Raw genomic sequence first — 16,987 nt, 5'->3', positions numbered from 1 at the left:
GCGTTCCTGGCATCATTAATGATGTACGTGATAACTCCAAATATTGCGTGTGAGGAATTGTAGCCATCACCATCTTCTGGCAGCGCTCCCGTTCTCCAGATTTATCAGGTGGGGCTGAAGGTGGCTTCATTGTCCAGTTCCAGCTGACCTTGCTCAGTTCCTGGACAAACCGCTATGTGGTGACGGTCTTCCGGCCACTAGGTTCTTTCTGTATCGAAGCATGCCAGGCCATTTCAATATCGCTGCGTCGTGGCATCAATTAACCCCTCTTGAATACCGGATAAAAACACAGTATAAATACTGTATATACATCCAGCAAAAAGGCTACAAGCAATGTTCGTGGAACTCGTTTATGACAAAAGGAATTTTGATGGTTTGCCCGGAGCAAAAGATATCATTCTGGGAGAATTGACTAAGAGGGTTCAGCGGCTCTTCCCCGATGCTGATGTTCGGGTTAAACCGATGATGACACTACCGGCGATCAATACTGACGCCAGTAAGCATGAGAAGGAGCAGATAAGCCGTACTGTTCAGGAAATGTTTGAAGAGGCTGATATGTGGCTGGTTTCAGATTAAACGCCTTGAACCGTCATATTGCTTAAGTACAATCCGCCGTGACTGGCAATCATTCAATACTCGCACTATCGAACGTTCGCCAGTCGGCCGCAATCATGCTCTTGCATACGGTGTGGTTGCGGCAACTCTCGTTACGACTCACCATCAATTGGCCAGCCAGGTCATCTTTAATGATTTCCGTTATTACGCCAAATATCGGCAAAGGAACACTGCTTGATATGATTCAGCAACCTATGGCTATCATATATTAGGACAAAGCGACAATTTCAAGAAAAATAATACCAATGAAAATTATTCACCATTGAACAATCCTTTGCAACAACCAGTTATAGTAAGTGGCTTCAGAAATACCGGCCTCCCGGCAGACATCTTTAACGATTCGTCCGGATTCAACCGATTTAATTACGGCAATGATCTGATGCTCAGTAAAACGGGCTTTACGCATAGTGATCTCCTTTGTTGGCAGATTGATTATGCCGGAGGATCTCTAAATATGAATGGCACGATTATGCGGGATACTTACATCTGTACAGGTTTTACTACTTACCCATGCACAAATTGGGGTAAAATTTATCCTCTCATCAGCGTGATGAATCTGGACGATTGATGCGCTGAAAACAATAATGATACTAATAAAAACTCAGGAGAATAGTATGCCTGAAGCAACGCCTTTTCGGGTGCTGATTGTTGACGACCACCCACTGATGCGGCGAGGAATTAGTCAATTATTGCAACTTGATCCCGCCTTTAACGTAGTCGCGGAAGCGGGTGATGGTGCCAGCGCTATCGACCTGGCAAACCGCCTGGACCTTGATGTGATCCTACTGGATCTCAATATGAAAGGGATGAGCGGACTGGATACCCTGAATGCGCTGCGTCGGGACGGCGTCACCGCGCAAATTATTATTCTTACCGTATCGGATGCCGCCAACGATGTGTACGCTCTAATTGATGCCGGCGCGGATGGTTATTTACTTAAAGACAGCGATCCTGAAGTCCTGCTGGAGGCTATTCGCAGTGGTGCCAAAGGTGGTAAAGCCTTTAGTACCCGCGTCAGCGAATATTTGCGCGAGCGCGACCTGTTTGGCGCCCAGGAAGACCCATTCAGCGTTCTCACCGAACGCGAACTGGATGTGTTACATGAACTTGCTCAGGGGCTATCGAACAAACAGATTGCATCAGTGCTGAATATTTCTGAACAGACGGTGAAGGTGCATATTCGCAATCTGCTGCGCAAACTCAACGTGCGTTCTCGTGTAGCTGCCACCATTCTATTTTTACAAACACGCGGCATGCAGTAATCAGATATTGCCCGATGGCGCTACGCTTATCGGGCCAACAAGTCACGTGCATCAGTAGGCCGGATAAGACGCTTTGCGTCGCCATCCGGCATCTTTCACTCTTACTTCTCCTGCGGCGTTAGCTGCTCCATCGCCTGCTTAATGCTGCGTTCTATCACCGCCCGACGGGTATCATTGGCCGGTAATAATTTCAGCATCATCTCCCACGCCGCAACCGCCTCGCCAAAGCGCTGCTGTTCAAAAGCGTTAAACGCATACATGCTGAGAACCCGCACGTTGGCATGTTCGCCGCGTACCAACTGGCGTAGCAGCTCCCCTCCCCGACGGTTATCATCAGGATCGGAAGAACGGGTCAGCGCTTCCGCATAGCCCAGCGCAGCATCACTGTTTTTCGGATCCAGTCGATAAGCATTGGCATAGGCTTCAGTGGCCGTACTGGCGTTACCAAGTACCATGCCAATTCGCCCAAGCATGATCCAACCTTCAACGTTGGTAGGATCGGCTTGTAAGCGAGTGCGCAGACCCAACGCCAGACGCGTCATATCTTCTTCATTGAGCGGATCAGCTTTTGGATCCAACGCCCGCTCCAGCAGCATAGGTGCCTGAGCGGTGGCCTGTTGCCAGACCTGAACCTGCTTATAGTTGCCGGTTTCATAATAGCTCACTGCGCCAACCCCCAGCGCCACCACGATGCCGGGCACAAACAACCCGAACCCACCGCGTTTGCCATCCGGGATAACGTCATCAGGAAACTCTTCCTGTTTTACCCGGACACGTCGGCGAGTACGGGCGAAAATAATCCAGCCACCCAGACCAATCGCAACCACCGGCATCACCCACAAAAGTATAGTAAGCGGCGTCAACGGCGGATCGTAAGTGACGAAGTTGCCGTAGCGGGCCACCATGTAGTCGACAATCTCTTTCTGACTTTTTCCTTCCTGCATCAGTTCGTACACTTTCTGACGCAGGTCGGTGGCAATCATCGAGTTAGAATCGGCAATACTGTTGTTCTGACATTTAGGACAGCGCAACTGTTCGGTAAGCTGACGGAACTGCTGCTCCTGCGCTTCATCCTTAAACTGCATCACATCGATGGTCGCAAGCGCGGATCCAGAGATAACCAGCATCAGCAGGCCCAGTAAAAATCTCATTGCGCAGCCTCCTTACTGTACTTATCCCACAACGGTTTGATCTCGCTCTCCCACACCCTGGCATTCAAATCGCCGGCATGGCGATAGCGAATAATACCTTTCCCGTCGATCAGGAACGTCTCCGGCGCACCGTACACGCCAAGATCCAGACCAAGCATACCGTCGCCGTCAAACAGGCTTAATGAGTAAGGATTGCCCAGCTCTTTCAGCCAGACAATGGCTTTCTGACGATCGTCTTTATAGTTCAGCCCCACCACCCGCACGCCCTGCGCAGACAGCTGATTCAGGTACTGATGTTCGGCGCGACAGGTCGGACACCAGGTCGCCCAGACGTTCAGCAGTACCGGTTTGCCCTGGGTCAGCACATCGGCCTGATAATGCTGCCCCGGATTTTCCAGCGACTCCAGGCGGAATGTCGGAACGGGTTTGCCGATCAGCGCCGACTCCAGATTAGTGGGATCGTCCCCCTGAGCGTTACGCGCCAGTTGCCACAGCAGCGCCGCCGCAATGATCAGAAAAATAATAAACGGAATTAACAGTGCGTTGCGCTTCATACAGCCTCCGACGCATTTTTTTGCACCGCGGCGCGAGGACGCGTGCGCTGACGATAGCGTGGATCAAACAGGCAGAACAATCCGCCCAGCGCCATCAGCAATCCTCCGGCCCAAATCCAGCGAATAAACGGTTTGTAGTACAGACGCACAGCCCATGCGCCGTTATCCAGTTCTTCACCCAGCGCAGCGTACAGATCGCGTGTGAATCCGCCGTCAATTGCCGCTTCAGTCATCATCGAACTGGTGCTATTATAGAAGCGTTTTTCCGCATGCAGCGTGGCTTCTGGTTTACCATCTCGGGTAACGCCAATAATGGCGACACCGCCCCGGTAGTTAGGTCCGGTAATATCTTTCACTTCGCGGAACGTGAACTGATAGTTATGGATACTGACGCTATCACCTGCCTTCATGCGCACATCGCGTTCAACACTGTAGTTCTGGCTAAAGGCAATACCGACAATAGTAATCGCCAGCCCAACGTGGCCCGACACCATGCCCCAATAGCTTGGTGTTAACTTCGTTCCGCGGGAAACACGCAGGAACGCTTCGGACACCGCCAGCACGAATATCCAGCATGCCATCGCCAGACCCACGACGGTCATCGCCGCAATGCGATCCTCAAACAGCCACGGCAACAGCAGCGACAGGACAAGCGTGGTGACAAACGCGACAAGCAATAGTGTTTTCAGCTTACGCGGTCGGTCACGACCCCAGCGCACTAATGGTCCAATCCCCAGCAACAGAGCGAACGGCGCCATTAGCCAGGTGAACATCGTGTTGAAGAACGGCTCGCCAATCGAAATGCTGCCCAGCCCCAGCTGTTTGTGCACCAACGGCAGCAGCGTACCCAATAGCACCACCAGCATGGCGGCAATCAGCAGAACGTTGTTGCCCAACAGCAGAGATTCACGCGACCACAGCGCGTTATTTACCCGTGAGCGGACCTTGTGACCGCGAACCGCAAACAGCAGCAGGGAGCCGCCAATCACTAATACCATAAAGGCCAGAATAAACATCCCGCGCGACGGATCGGAGGCAAAAGCATGCACCGACACCAGCACGCCGGAGCGCACCAGGAAAGTCCCCAACAGGCAAAGCGAGAATGCGCAGATTGACAGCAGCAGCGTCCAGGCTTTAAAGCTGGCACGCTGTTCGGTGACCGACAACGAGTGCATCAGCGCCGTTCCCACCAGCCATGGCATAAACGAGGCATTTTCAACTGGATCCCAGAACCACCAGCCACCCCAGCCCAGCTCGTAATAGGCCCAGGCGGAACCGAGCACAATACCCAGCGTCAGGAACACCCACGCCGCCAGCGTCCACGGACGCGAAAAACGGGCAAAGGTACTGTCCAGTCGGCCACTCATCAACGCGGCAATCGCAAACGCAAAGGCCACGGAGAAACCGACATACCCCATGTACAGCAACGGCGGATGGAAAATCAGCCCCGGATCCTGCAACAGCGGGTTCAGGTCGCGCCCTTCAATAGGGAAGTTGGGCAACGTACGGGCAAATGGATTGGAGGTAAACAGAATAAACAGCAGAAAGCCAACGCTGACCATCCCCATCACCGCCAGCACGCGGGCGACGATGTCCAGCGGCATACGCTGGCTGAATGCCGCAACGGCGAACGTCCAGCCGCTCATCAGCAGTACCCACAGCAGCAGAGAGCCTTCATGCGCGCCCCAGGTTGCTGCCACCCGATACCAGACCGGAAGCTGGGTATTGGAGTTGCTGGCAACGTAGGTGACGGTAAAGTCATTAACCACGAAGGCGTTGACCAGAATCAGGAATGCGCCCATCACACAGATAAACAACACCCAGGCAAAGGGCCGCGCGGAAGCCATCATCCGCACATCGCCGCGCGCTACGCCCCACAGCGGATAGACCGACAGCAGTAACGCCACGCCTAGCGCAAGGCACAACAGCGCATTGCCAATTTCAGGCATCATGACGTTTTATCCTTATACACGCTTTCCGGACGACGATGGTTTTCCTGCATCGCTTTTTCAACTTCCGGCGGGGTGTAATTTTCATCATGTTTGGCCAGAACCTCTTTGGCCTGTACATGATTTCCCTCGTCCAGTTCGCCCTGAACAACAACACCCTGCCCTTCGCGGAACAGATCCGGCAGAATACCTTCATAGGTTACATCCACCACACCTTCTGCGTCATAGATGCTGAAATTCACCTTCAACGACTGCGGATCGCGCTTTACGCTACCGGGCATCACCATACCGCCCACGCGCAGGCGCTGACCGACTTCAGGCATTTGCTGCGTTTCGCGCTTACCGTAGAGTATCTCTCCCGGCGTATAGAACAGGTCAATATTGGAACGCAGCGCATAAAGCACCAGCGTAATGGTCAAAGCCAGACCCGCCAGTACCGCACAGGCTATCCATAACCGATTTTTACGTCGAATATTCACGCCGCCTCCCGTTGCACTTGCGCCGCACGCATACGTGCTTCTCTCGCCCGCTGCTGCGCTACACCGCGTAAAATTGCGCGATGCTGTAACGTGGAATGCACTACCAGCACCACCAGCGGGATAACGCTCATCGCTACGGCAAGCCAGACATACAAGGCGTAGCCGCCCATCGCGAAAAAATCACTCCATGATGCAAATGCAGGGGTCATTGGCGGCCTCTTTTTAAGATCAGTTCGCTCACCCACGGGCGGCGTTTTTCCATCATCAAAATCAGGTTACGCATGCGCATCAGCGCCAGCGTGACAAACAGTAACAGGTAGCCGACGATCGCCAGACGCAGCGGCGTACGCATCGCCGGATCGATGCTTTGCTGCATGCGGGTAGAACCCTGATGCAGCGTATTCCACCACTCAACCGAGTAGTGGATAATCGGTAAGTTGACCACGCCAATCAGCACCAGAATACCGGCGGCACGACCTGCCAGACGGCGGTCATCAAAGGCATGCCACAGCGCAATGGCGCCAACGTAGAGAAACAGCAGCACCAGTTCAGAGGTGAGTCGGGCATCCCAAACCCACCAGGTTCCCCACATCGGTTTGCCCCATGCGGAACCTGTCACCAGCGCAATAAAGGTAAACACTGCACCAATCGGCGCCATCGCAGCCAGCGCCAGATTGGCCATTTTCATCTGCCAGACCAGGCCGATAAACGCGGCAACGGCCATCGAGGCGTAAATGCCCATCGACCAGATTGCCGCCGGAACGTGCAGATAAATAATGCGATAGCTCTGCCCCTGCTGATAGTCTGCAGGCGCAAAACCAAAGCCCCAGACCCATCCCGTTATCAGTACCACCGCGCTGGCAATCGCCAGCCACGGGATAAACCAGCCACAGATCTGATAGAGCCGAGGGGGCATCGCCAATTGATGAAGTGTTTTCCACATAGTTCAGTCACCAGACTCCATAAATTAAAATCCGTTGTGCCGGAGCGCCTTGCCCGGCCTGCACATCTAATTCTCGTTACTGCACGCTTATTCGTAACGCCGCGGCTGTGGCAAACGGGCTTAACGTGGCGCTGCCGACCAGCAACGCCCCCAGAATCGCCATGTACCCTTCAACCGGTAAGTGCATAGAAGCCGCATCCATCGCGGCGGTCGCAAAAATCAGTAAGGGTATGGTGAGCGGGAGTACCAGCACGCTTAACAGCACGCCGCCGCGCTTTAAGCCCACCGTCAACCCCACGCCCGGCGCGCCGAGAAAACCCAGCGTCGGAGTGCCGAGTAACAAGGTCAGCGCCATAATTTTCCAGCCGTACATATCCATGCCCAGCAACAGTGCCACCAGCGGCGATAGGATCAGCAGCGGCAGACCTGTCACGACCCAGTGCGCCATCACTTTCGCCAGCACCACGGCCGGTAGCGGTAACGGCAGCAGCATCAGTTGCTCAAGGCTGCCATCCTGTAAGTCATCACGAAATAGCCGTTCCAGCGCCAGCAATGACGCCAGTAGCGCCGCAACCCAGATGATGCCCGGCGCTATGCGCGCCAGCAGCTGTGGCTCCGGCCCAATACTCAGGGGGAACAGCGTAATAACAATCAGGAAGAACCATAAAGGATTAGCAATTTCCGCACTATGACGAAACGCAACTCGCAGTTCTAAACGAAAGATTCGCCACATCATTGCGTTGCCCTCTCACTGGTCAGCGCAATACGTCGCACTTTATCGGTTTCAACATTGAGCGGTTGGTGGGTGGTGAGAATAACAATACCGCCCTGCTCCGTATGCTGCGCCATACGCTGAGTCAGTCGCTCAACGCCGTTCACATCAATGGCGGTAAAGGGTTCATCGAGGATCCACAGTCGGGCGCGGGTCAGCCACAAACGGGCCAGCGCCACGCGCCGCTGTTGTCCGGCGGAAAGTTGGTTCACTGGGATATCTTCATATCCGGCAAGTCCCGCCTGCGCCAGCGCAGCCAGACACTGCGCGATGTCGCCGTCATGATGGAAGAAACGCAGGTTCTCCAACGCCGAAAGCCGGGTTTTTATCCCCGGCTGATGTCCGATCCACAGTAGTTGCTGATGGTAGCTGTCCCGCACGTGATGCAGAGGTTGCTCTTGCCAGCAAACCTCCCCTGCGTCGGGACGCGCCAGCCCGGTAAGCAACCGCAGCAGAGTGGTTTTCCCTGCGCCGTTGCTGCCGGTAATTTGTACCCATTCCCCTGCGTTGACGCGAAATGACAACTCGCTGAACAGTATTCTGTCATCCCGCTCGCAAAGTAATTCTCTGGCTTCAAGCATACCTGGTTATCTACATCCTGTTAAAAGCCCGGTTTGACTTCGCGCATATCAGGCAGTTTGTGCGCTATCCCTTTATGGCAGTCAATACAGGTTTGCCCGTCTTTCACGGCCTGGTCGTGCATTTTGGCCGCGACGCCTTTCTGGGCGGTTAAATCCATAAACTCGAAGTTGTGACAGTTTCGACACTCTTGCGAATTGTTATCTTTCATACGCCGCCACTCATTTTGCGCCATCGTTAAACGATGATCTTCAAATTTCTGCGGTGTATCTATTAACCCCAGTGCTTTCGCGTACAGCTCTTTACTGGCCTTGATCTTACGGATCATTTTCGGGCCCCACTCGTGTGGGACGTGGCAATCAGGGCAAGTCGCTCGCACACCACTGCGGTTGTTGTAGTGTACGGTTTCCATGTATTCCTGGTACACCGTATTGCGCATTTCGTGACAGCTAATGCAGAACTCTTCTGTATTGGCCTTTTCCATACCGGTATTAAAGCCGCCCCAGAAAATAATGCCGCCCACAAAGCCGATTAACAACAGCGTGCCGAGCGCCAGACGGCTGGGGCGACGCCACCATTGCCAGACGCGCTTAATCCAGCCTGGTTTACGGTTAGAATTTTCCATAATGACCTCTTATTTCCCGTAACCTTTCGAGGGGGTGAAGGTATTTTCAACAATCGGCGCGGCGTCAGCCTGCGGAACGTGACATTGCAGACAGAAATAACGACGCGGCGCGACTTCAGCCAATACCTTGCCGTCGCTATCCATAAAGTGCGTCGGACTGATGCGCGGCGCACCGGTGGTACGATAGCTTTCCACACCGTGGCATTGCAGGCAGCGGTTGGTGTTAGTCGTCACCTGATATCCTTCAACGCTGTGCGGAACCATCGGCGGCTGATTCACATAGTTCAGCGGCATACGCACTTGCTCTTTCGGCATGCGAATCGCCCCTTCCTGTGTTCCTGAGACTTCAGGTGACTGGCTCAGATCCACTCCGTTTGCAGCCCAAACTGCCCCACTGACTAGCAAGGCCAGCGCGGCCATCCATTGACTCAGCGCTTTAATCAGGTCATGGCTTTTCATGATTTCGCTCCCGAACTCCATCGTGTTGTTATTGTAAAAACATCCTCAGAACAGACATCCACACAGCGACCGCAGGCCATGCAATCGCGACTGGTTACCTGCACCGGACTTTGCTCATCCAGCACCGGCGCACGTAGCACATGCGGTTCCGGGCAAACATGAAAACAATCCATACAGCGGTTACATCTGTTACGTTCTTTTGCCGAAACGGTTAATGCACCTTTACTTCCCACCACGCTATACAGCGCACCCAGTGGGCAGAGATGCCCGCACCAGCCATGCTCAACGACCAGTAAATCAAATAAAAACAGCGCGAGGATCAGCAACGCTCCGCTACCGAATCCCATTACCAGGCTACGTCCCAGCAAAGAAACCGGGTTTATCCACTCCCACAGCAGCGTACCAGTCAGCGCTGAACCGACCAGAATGACCACCAGCAGGACGTACCGTATATGGCGCGGCAGGGTCGCAGACTGATTCAGGTCAAACCTTCTGCGCAACCAGCTGGCTAAATCGGTGACCGGGTTCATAGGACAAACCCAACTGCAAAACAGTCGCTTACCGGCCAGCGCATACAGCACCGTAATGATGGCTGCCCCCGTTAACGCCACCGTCGCTGGCAGATGCCCGCTGGCCAGGCTTTGCAGAGTAATCAGCGGATCGGTGAACGGGATAGCGTCCAGCAACAGGCTGCTACTGTAGTTGCCATGCAGAATCCAAACACCAAGCCACGGGCCGCTAAGGAACATCGCCAGTATCAGAAACTGACTCAGACGACGCAGCAGCAGCCAACGATGACTCTTCCACCATCCTTTTTTTGCCTGCGCTTCACGCCCGGCATCACGTTTACGATTTGCCATTGTTCCCCTCCAGCCAACCGAAGCGGTAATGGTGTCCTAACTCCCCTTTCGCCAGCGACAACGGCAGCACTTTTATTGCTGGCTGCTCCAGTACGCAGACTTTTTCGCATTTCCCACAGCCGGTACAGGCATCGCTGTGCACGGTAGGAATAAACCGCGCATGCTTGCCGGTACGCATGTTACGGTCCAGCTCCAGGGTGATCGCCTCATCGATTTTCGGGCACTCGCGATAGCAAACGTCACAGCGTAATCCCTGATAGTTGAGGCAGTTTTCGTGATCCAGCAGTACCGCCAGCCCCATACGCGAATCGTCAATGGATTCAATTTCTCTGTCCAACGCGCCGCTGGGGCAGACTTTGGCGCATGGAATGTCCTCACACATTTCGCAGGGAATATCACGGGCGATGAAATATGGCGTACCAGCCGCCAGCCCGGAGGCCAGCGTCGCCAGCTTCAGCGTGTCATACGGACATGCCTGAACGCACTGACCGCAACGTACGCAGGCGCTGGCGAATGCCTCCTCGCTCAGTGCACCAGGCGGGCGCAACCGCACGCCGGTTGCGCGTGCGGTTTGTTGTTGCAACCCCAGCGCCACGCCAACGACGGCCAGCCCGCCCGCTGCGCGAACCATATCGCGCAGAAAGCGGCGGCGGCCATTTTGGGGTTTTGCTGACCGGGACATAACGCGTTACACCTTCGCCAGTTTCACGGCGCACTTCTTGAAATCCGTCTCTTTGGAGAGCGGATCCGTCGCATCCAGCGTCAGGTTGTTCACCAGCTGTGCGGCGTCGAAGAACGGCATGTACACCAGCCCCTGCGGCGGACGGTTACGACCGCGTGTTTCAACAATCGAAATCACTTCGCCACGACGGGAAATCACTTTGACCTTATCGCCACGACGCAGATCGCGTGCTTTTGCATCCAGCGGGTGGATGAACAGCACAGCTTCCGGGAAAGCGCGGTGCAGTTCAGGCACACGACGCGTCATACTGCCGGTATGCCAGTGTTCCAGAACACGTCCGGTGGATAGCCACAGGTCATATTCTTTATCCGGCGCTTCAGCAGCAGGCTCAAACGGCAGCGCGAAGATAACCGCTTTACCGTCCGGTTTACCGTAGAACTTGTAGCTTTCACCTGCTTTCACGTAAGGGTCGTTGCCTTCGCTGTAGCGCCACTGGGTCTCTTTGCCTTCAACGACCGGCCAGCGTAAACCGCGGGCTTTGTGGTAATCGTCAAATGGCGCAAGGTCATGCCCGTGGCCGCGACCAAACCAGGCGTACTCTTCGAACAACCCTTTTTGCAGATAGAAGCCCAGCTCGCGGGATTCATCATTCAGTTGATCTTCAGCCAGTTCAGTCACCGGGAATTTTGTCACTGCTGGCGTGGCAAACAGCACGTCATACAGCGTTTTGCCACGCAGCTCCGGCTTTTGTGCCAGCAGCTCTTCGGGCCACACTTCTTCTGTTTTGAAGCGACGAGAGAACTGCACCAGTTGCCACAGATCCGACTTCGATTCGCCCGGTGCTTTAATCTGCTGACGCCAGAACTGTGTACGGCGTTCAGCGTTACCGTAGGCACCTTCTTTCTCTACCCACATCGCAGTCGGCAGGATCAGGTCAGCAGACAAGGCGCTGACCGTCGGGTACGGATCGGAGACAATGATGAAGTTGCGCGGATCGCGCCAGCCCGGCATACGCTCCTCATTGATGTTCGGACCAGCCTGCATGTTGTTGGTACACATCGCCCAGTAGACATTGAGCTTGCCATCTTTCAGCGCGCGGTCTTGTGCCACGGCGTGCAGACCGATTTTTGCCGGAATGGTCCCTGACGGAATATTCCAGTGCTTCTCGCAGATATCGCGGTGTTTTTCGTTTGTCACCACCATGTCCGCAGGCAGACGATGGGAGAATGTACCGACTTCACGCGCGGTGCCGCATGCGGAAGGCTGGCCGGTCAGAGAGAACGGGCCACAGCCTGGCTGGGAGATTTTGCCAGTCAGCAAGTGCAGGTTATAGACCAGGTTGTTGGCCCATACACCGCGGGTGTGCTGGTTAAAGCCCATCGTCCAGTAGGAGATGACTTTTTTCTTCGGATCGGCATACAGCTGCGCCAGTTGTTCCAGCTGATCTTTTGGTACGCCGGTCATTTCGGCGGTTTTATCCAGCGTGTACTCAGCAACGAAGGCTTTGTAATCCTCAAAGCTCATCGGTTCAGAGGCATCGGATCCCGGGTTTTTCGCCGCTTTTTCCAGCGGATGGGTCGGACGCAGACCGTAGCCGATGTCCGTCACGCCTTTACGCAGGTTAACGTGCTTGCTAAAGAAATCCTGGTTAATCGCATTGTTTTGAATGATGTAGTTCGCGATGTAGTTGAGGATCACCAGATCGGTTTGCGGCGTGAAGACCATACCGTTATCCGCCAGCTCAAAGCTGCGGTGCTGGAAAGTGGAGAGAACCGCGACGTTGACGTTAGGATCGGACAGACGACGGTTGGTGATGCGCGACCACAGGATCGGGTGCATCTCTGCCATATTCGCGCCCCACAGGACGAAGGCGTCTGCATGTTCGATATCGTCATAGCAGCCCATCGGTTCATCCATACCGAAGGTACGCATAAAGCCGACTACCGCTGAGGCCATGCAGTGACGTGCGTTCGGGTCGATGTTATTGGAACGGAAACCCGCTTTAAACAATTTGGCAGCAGCATAACCTTCCCAAATCGTCCACTGGCCAGAGCCGAACATGCCGATAGATTCCGGGCCTTTCTCTTTCATCGACGTTTTGAATTTCTCTTCCATCACGTCAAAAGCCTGGTCCCAGCTAATCGGGGTGAACTCGCCTTCTTTGTGATATTTGCCGTCTTTCATGCGCAGCATCGGCTGCGTTAAACGGTCTTTTCCGTACATGATTTTCGGCAGGAAGTAACCTTTGATGCAGTTAAGCCCACGGTTAACCGGCGCATCCGGATCGCCCTGGCATGCCACAACACGCCCTTGCTGCGTTCCGACCAATACGCCGCAGCCCGTCCCGCAAAAACGGCACGGGGCTTTGTCCCATTTGATGGCTTCTTGCTGACCGACTACCGCGCGGGCAACGCCCGGCACGCTTAACCCGGCAGCCGCCGCAGCGGCCGCAACGGCGTTAGCTTTCATAAAGCTACGACGACTGAGTTTCATGGTGTTTCCTCACCTTGCTCATCCTGCTGGTGATAAACCAGCGACACCGCCAGCACGCCCGCAACGTTGCGCACTGACTCAATTGTTTTCATTAGCGTTTCACTTTGATCAGCTTCCACCACCACAATCAACTGACCACTTTCCACATCGCTGAGGGCAACTTCGCAACCGGGAAAGGAACGCAACTGCGTGGCGATATCGTTGATATGCTGGCTTTTGGCCTGAACGACCAGGCTGCAGACCTGCCAGTTATTGTCCATGGTTGTACTCCGCGTTAATGGCTGATACCGGGCAGATAGCGACACAGGCGCCACATCCGTTACAGTCCTGATTGTCGAGCTGCGGCTGATAAATGCCGGACAGCGTGGGGCGAAAGGTTATTGCCATGGGCTCACAGCTATCCTGACAGCGGTGACATTCAACGGACTGATGTGCGAGACAGTTTTCCCCAATCGTAAAGTTCAGATCCCATGCCCTGGTGTGGCGCGGAAGAAAAAGTGATTCGGGACAGGCTTCTGCGCAGGCATAGCAAAAGCTGCACTCGCCGTGTTTGAAATTTACGCTCGGGTAACCACCCTGGCCTCGCTGCAGGATGTCGGTTTCGCACGCCTGGATGCAGGCGTCACAACGGAGGCAATGGGCCAGAAAGTGAGAGTCTTCCTTGCTCCACGGCGGACGGATCCCTGCGCTGGCGTTTCGCCAACTGCCTGTCAACATGCCTCGACGGGATAAATCAACCATGACATTGTCCTTCCATAATGACGCCCTCCCTCGGCGGGTTGAACGACATAAAAAACTGCACTATTTATGAGTAGTTATTTTTAGCCGTAAGATATTTCAGGATGTGTTAGAGGTGCATACCCCAATTGGGGTAAATGCTGTTGCCGGATCAAAGGAGTGTTGAGTTGGCGGGAAAAAATGCGCTTTTGCTCACATTTCAATGAGTTATATAGCCACGTATATAGCGATTCAATATTAAGATAATAATCTCATGTTTAAGATGATTCTTAGAATATATCGCTACATTGAACGTAAACCATTGCTGGATACACTTAAAATATAAGTAAATACAGATTAATTGATGATGCGAATATGTTAACCTGCCCCTGACTCGTTCAAAAGACAGAAGAAAGGAAACACTGTGAACAATAAGATGAAGACAATTGTCCCTGCCGTACTTTTCGCCGCCTTTACCAGCACTTCTGCATTGGCTGCCAGTAACGATAGCGCCGCTCAGCCGCTGGAAAAAGTCGCCCCTTATCCTAAGGCGGAAAAGGGTATGAAGCGCCAGGTTATCCAGCTTACCCCAGAGAAAGATGAATCTACTCTGAAAGTAGAACTGCTGATCGGACAAACGCTGGAAGTTGACTGCAACCAACACCGCCTGGGTGGCGAACTGGACAGCAAAACGCTGGAAGGTTGGGGATATGACTACTACGTCTTCGACAAAGTCACATCTCCGGTTTCAACCATGATGGCCTGCCCGGACGGTAAGAAAGAGAAGAAATTCATTACTGCGTATCTGGGTGATGACGGCATGCTCCGTTACAACAGCAAGCTGCCGATTGTGGTCTACACCCCGGAAAACGTGGACGTTAAATACCGTATCTGGAAAGCAGAAGATAAAATTCAAGACGCAGTCGCGCGCTAAGTCAGGATGTGCCGGATGGCGGCGTACCGCCTTATCCGGCATTGTATTTACAGTGCGATATCCGCGACGGCTTTCTGTTCAGGCTGCGGTTGTGCCTGAGGTTTCAGCTGTGGTTTCGGTGCTTCATCAGCAACCTGCGGCTTGTCATATTTCAGACCCAGAACCTCACTGGTGTACTGCAACTCTTGTTCCGTAGCCTCAACGTTACCGTTCAGCTTAGTACCATAAGACGGAATGATGGTTTTCAGCTTCGCCTGCCACTCGGGGCTGGCCACTTTATCTTTAAACACTTTTTCCATCAGATGCAGCATGATCGGTGCCGCGGTTGATGCGCCCGGAGAAGCTCCCAGCAGCGCAGCAATCGTGCCTTCTTTATCGCTGACGACTTCAGTACCCAGACGCAACACGCCGCCCTTCTCCGCATCGCTTTTGATGATCTGCACACGCTGGCCCGCCTGCCATAAACGCCAGTCTTCTTTTTTCGCCTGCGGATAGTACTCTTGCAGCGCAGCAAAACGGTCGTCGTCGCTGAGCATCACCTGGCTCACCAGATATTTCACCAGATCGAAGTTATCCAGACCCACGTTGACCATCGGCATAAAGTTCGACGTGGTGGTCGAGCTGAGCAGATCCCACAATGAACCGTTTTTCAGGAACTTGGTGGAGAATGTCGCGAATGGCCCAAACAGCACAACGCGCTTGCCATCAAGGATACGCGTGTCGATGTGCGGTACGGACATCGGCGGCGCGCCAACGGAGGCCTGACCGTACACTTTCGCCAGGTGGCGGTTGACTACGTCCGGATTGTCCGCAACCAGGAACTGCCCGCCCACCGGGAATCCGGCATAGCCTTTCGCTTCCGGAATGTCGGTTTCCTGCAACAGCTTCAGCGCAGCGCCACCGGCACCGATAAAGACAAACTTCGCCTTGATATCATGTTCCGCTTCGTTATTTTTCAGATCGGCGACCGTGACCGTCCAGCTATTGTCGGCATTACGCTTAAAACCGCGCACTTCGGTGCTCAACTGCAGCGCAAAGTTGGGCTTTTTCTGCAATGAGGTAATCAACTGGCGCGTGATTTCGCCGTAGTTCACGTCAGTACCAATCTCGGTACGCGTTGCTGCGACTTTCTGTTTTGGATCACGACCTTCCATGACCAGCGGCGCCCACTCTTTAATCTGCGCGTGATCTTCAGAATAACGCATACCGCGGAATAACGTGCTCTGTTGCAATGCGGCGTAACGGGCACGCAGGAAGTTGACGTTCTCGTCACCCCAGACAAAACTCATGTGCGGAACGGTAGTGATAAACGAGCGTGGTTCATGCATCACGCCATTATTAACCTGATATGCCCAAAACTGGCGGGAAATCTGGAAGGCTTCGTTAATGTCGACTGCCTTTTCAATGCTGATGCTACCGTCTGCCTTTTTAGGCGTGTAGTTCAGCTCCATCAGTGCGGAGTGTCCCGTTCCGGCGTTATTCCAGCCATTTGAGCTTTCCTGCGCTACACCATCCAGTCGCTCAACCATGGTCATTGACCATTGCGGCTCCAGCTCCTGTAAATAGGTTCCCAGCGTGGCGCTCATGATGCCGCCGCCAATCAACAGTACATCCGTTTCCTGCTCTTCCGCCGCTTTCGCTTTTGCCGCCATCGAGACAACATTCAGCCCTACAGCCATGGTGAAGAGCATGGCAGTCACTTTTTTCATAATGTTAATGCCTTACTTTTAGTATCGCTTTTTTGCTTTTAATGCAGGTGAAAATCGAGCGGCATCAACGGTAACACTTAAGTAAAAATAATTAAATATTGTTTATAAATTATATTTAATTTTTAAAGATGTTATCAATACGTTGATATTTTATAGGGTTATTGGCAATCATTTCTGGAAACCGGCCCGGCAGACGGGTACTAT

19 protein-coding genes and 3 pseudogenes are annotated in these 16,987 nt (G+C 53.7%); 4 read left to right on the top strand and 18 right to left on the bottom strand.

Annotated features, from left to right (window positions below):
• Positions 1-95 (bottom strand): annotated as a pseudogene (locus OGV57_RS23835) (S24 family peptidase); the annotation flags it as partial.
• 65 nt (positions 96-160) lie between these two features.
• On the opposite strand from OGV57_RS23835, the pseudogene OGV57_RS18375 reads away from it, so the two are divergent.
• A pseudogene (locus OGV57_RS18375) lies at positions 161-238 on the top strand (DinI family protein); the annotation flags it as partial.
• A 95-nt stretch (positions 239-333) separates the two neighbouring features.
• A complete protein-coding gene (locus tag OGV57_RS18370) occupies positions 334-576 on the top strand; it encodes a DinI family protein (RefSeq protein ID WP_003027513.1) in 243 nt (80 codons plus the stop codon).
• A 322-nt stretch (positions 577-898) separates the two neighbouring features.
• Here OGV57_RS18370 and OGV57_RS18365 read toward each other — a convergent pair.
• A pseudogene (locus OGV57_RS18365) lies at positions 899-1,021 on the bottom strand (transposase); the annotation flags it as partial.
• Between the two features lie 208 nt (positions 1,022-1,229).
• Here OGV57_RS18365 and narP point away from each other — a divergent pair.
• Positions 1,230-1,877 (top strand): nitrate/nitrite response regulator protein NarP, encoded by a 648-nt coding sequence (gene narP / locus OGV57_RS18360; protein WP_003027518.1) that lies wholly within the window; start codon positions 1,230-1,232, stop codon positions 1,875-1,877.
• A gap of 101 nt (positions 1,878-1,978) precedes the next feature.
• On the opposite strand, the gene OGV57_RS18355 is transcribed toward narP, so the two are convergent.
• The 15 genes from OGV57_RS18355 to napF all read right to left on the bottom strand — a co-directional run bounded on the left by OGV57_RS18355 (position 1,979) and on the right by napF (position 14,164).
• On the bottom strand, positions 1,979-3,028 hold the full coding sequence (locus OGV57_RS18355) for a cytochrome c-type biogenesis protein CcmH (protein ID WP_032936615.1): 1,050 nt from the start codon (positions 3,026-3,028) through the stop codon (positions 1,979-1,981).
• Positions 3,025-3,582, bottom strand: a complete 558-nt coding sequence (gene dsbE, locus OGV57_RS18350; RefSeq protein WP_003834613.1) for a thiol:disulfide interchange protein DsbE — start codon at positions 3,580-3,582, stop codon at positions 3,025-3,027. The genes OGV57_RS18355 and dsbE overlap by 4 nt, the downstream gene beginning before the upstream one ends.
• On the bottom strand, positions 3,579-5,534 hold the full coding sequence (locus tag OGV57_RS18345) for a heme lyase CcmF/NrfE family subunit (RefSeq protein ID WP_054528602.1): 1,956 nt from the start codon (positions 5,532-5,534) through the stop codon (positions 3,579-3,581). The genes dsbE and OGV57_RS18345 overlap by 4 nt, the downstream gene beginning before the upstream one ends.
• A complete protein-coding gene (gene ccmE / locus OGV57_RS18340; RefSeq protein ID WP_003834619.1) occupies positions 5,531-6,010 on the bottom strand; it encodes a cytochrome c maturation protein CcmE in 480 nt (159 codons plus the stop codon). Before ccmE ends, OGV57_RS18345 begins: the two co-directional genes overlap by 4 nt.
• The gene (gene ccmD, locus OGV57_RS18335; protein ID WP_003027536.1) at positions 6,007-6,219 is read right to left on the bottom strand and encodes a heme exporter protein CcmD; all 213 of its coding nucleotides are present in this window, start codon (positions 6,217-6,219) and stop codon (positions 6,007-6,009) included. The genes ccmE and ccmD overlap by 4 nt, the downstream gene beginning before the upstream one ends.
• Positions 6,216-6,953, bottom strand: a complete 738-nt coding sequence (locus tag OGV57_RS18330) for a heme ABC transporter permease (RefSeq protein ID WP_003027538.1) — start codon at positions 6,951-6,953, stop codon at positions 6,216-6,218. The genes ccmD and OGV57_RS18330 overlap by 4 nt, the downstream gene beginning before the upstream one ends.
• Positions 6,954-7,029: 76 nt before the next feature.
• A complete protein-coding gene (gene ccmB, locus OGV57_RS18325; protein WP_003027542.1) occupies positions 7,030-7,689 on the bottom strand; it encodes a heme exporter protein CcmB in 660 nt (219 codons plus the stop codon).
• On the bottom strand, positions 7,686-8,306 hold the full coding sequence (gene ccmA / locus OGV57_RS18320; protein ID WP_003027545.1) for a cytochrome c biogenesis heme-transporting ATPase CcmA: 621 nt from the start codon (positions 8,304-8,306) through the stop codon (positions 7,686-7,688). Before ccmA ends, ccmB begins: the two co-directional genes overlap by 4 nt.
• A 20-nt stretch (positions 8,307-8,326) precedes the next feature.
• Positions 8,327-8,929, bottom strand: a complete 603-nt coding sequence (napC, locus tag OGV57_RS18315) for a cytochrome c-type protein NapC (RefSeq protein WP_003027548.1) — start codon at positions 8,927-8,929, stop codon at positions 8,327-8,329.
• Positions 8,930-8,938: 9 nt separating this feature from the next.
• Positions 8,939-9,388 (bottom strand): nitrate reductase cytochrome c-type subunit, encoded by a 450-nt coding sequence (gene napB / locus OGV57_RS18310; RefSeq protein ID WP_003839442.1) that lies wholly within the window; start codon positions 9,386-9,388, stop codon positions 8,939-8,941.
• Positions 9,385-10,248, bottom strand: coding sequence for a quinol dehydrogenase ferredoxin subunit NapH (gene napH, locus OGV57_RS18305; RefSeq protein ID WP_003027552.1), 864 nt, complete (start codon positions 10,246-10,248; stop codon positions 9,385-9,387). The genes napB and napH overlap by 4 nt, the downstream gene beginning before the upstream one ends.
• Complete coding sequence (napG, locus tag OGV57_RS18300) at positions 10,235-10,930, bottom strand: ferredoxin-type protein NapG (RefSeq protein WP_003027555.1); 696 nt, start codon at positions 10,928-10,930, stop codon at positions 10,235-10,237. Before napG ends, napH begins: the two co-directional genes overlap by 14 nt.
• A gap of 6 nt (positions 10,931-10,936) precedes the next feature.
• The gene (gene napA, locus OGV57_RS18295) at positions 10,937-13,423 is read right to left on the bottom strand and encodes a nitrate reductase catalytic subunit NapA (RefSeq protein ID WP_003027558.1); all 2,487 of its coding nucleotides are present in this window, start codon (positions 13,421-13,423) and stop codon (positions 10,937-10,939) included.
• Positions 13,420-13,683: a chaperone NapD gene (gene napD / locus OGV57_RS18290; protein WP_032936605.1), complete on the bottom strand. Its 264-nt coding sequence runs from the start codon at positions 13,681-13,683 to the stop codon at positions 13,420-13,422. The genes napA and napD overlap by 4 nt, the downstream gene beginning before the upstream one ends.
• A complete protein-coding gene (napF, locus tag OGV57_RS18285) occupies positions 13,673-14,164 on the bottom strand; it encodes a ferredoxin-type protein NapF (protein ID WP_003027564.1) in 492 nt (163 codons plus the stop codon). The genes napD and napF overlap by 11 nt, the downstream gene beginning before the upstream one ends.
• A gap of 412 nt (positions 14,165-14,576) precedes the next feature.
• On the opposite strand from napF, the gene eco reads away from it, so the two are divergent.
• Positions 14,577-15,074 (top strand): serine protease inhibitor ecotin, encoded by a 498-nt coding sequence (eco, locus tag OGV57_RS18280; protein WP_003839433.1) that lies wholly within the window; start codon positions 14,577-14,579, stop codon positions 15,072-15,074.
• Between the two features lie 47 nt (positions 15,075-15,121).
• Here eco and mqo read toward each other — a convergent pair whose 3' ends face one another.
• Positions 15,122-16,783 (bottom strand): malate dehydrogenase (quinone), encoded by a 1,662-nt coding sequence (gene mqo, locus OGV57_RS18275; RefSeq protein ID WP_016150680.1) that lies wholly within the window; start codon positions 16,781-16,783, stop codon positions 15,122-15,124.
• Positions 16,784-16,987 lie beyond the last annotated feature (204 nt).

Source organism: Citrobacter sp. Cf087, assembly GCF_030334285.1.
Taxonomy (GTDB): Bacteria; Pseudomonadota; Gammaproteobacteria; order Enterobacterales; family Enterobacteriaceae; genus Citrobacter; species Citrobacter freundii.
Note: the sequence above shows the minus strand (reverse complement) of the source record. Positions and strands in the feature narration are given on the sequence as shown.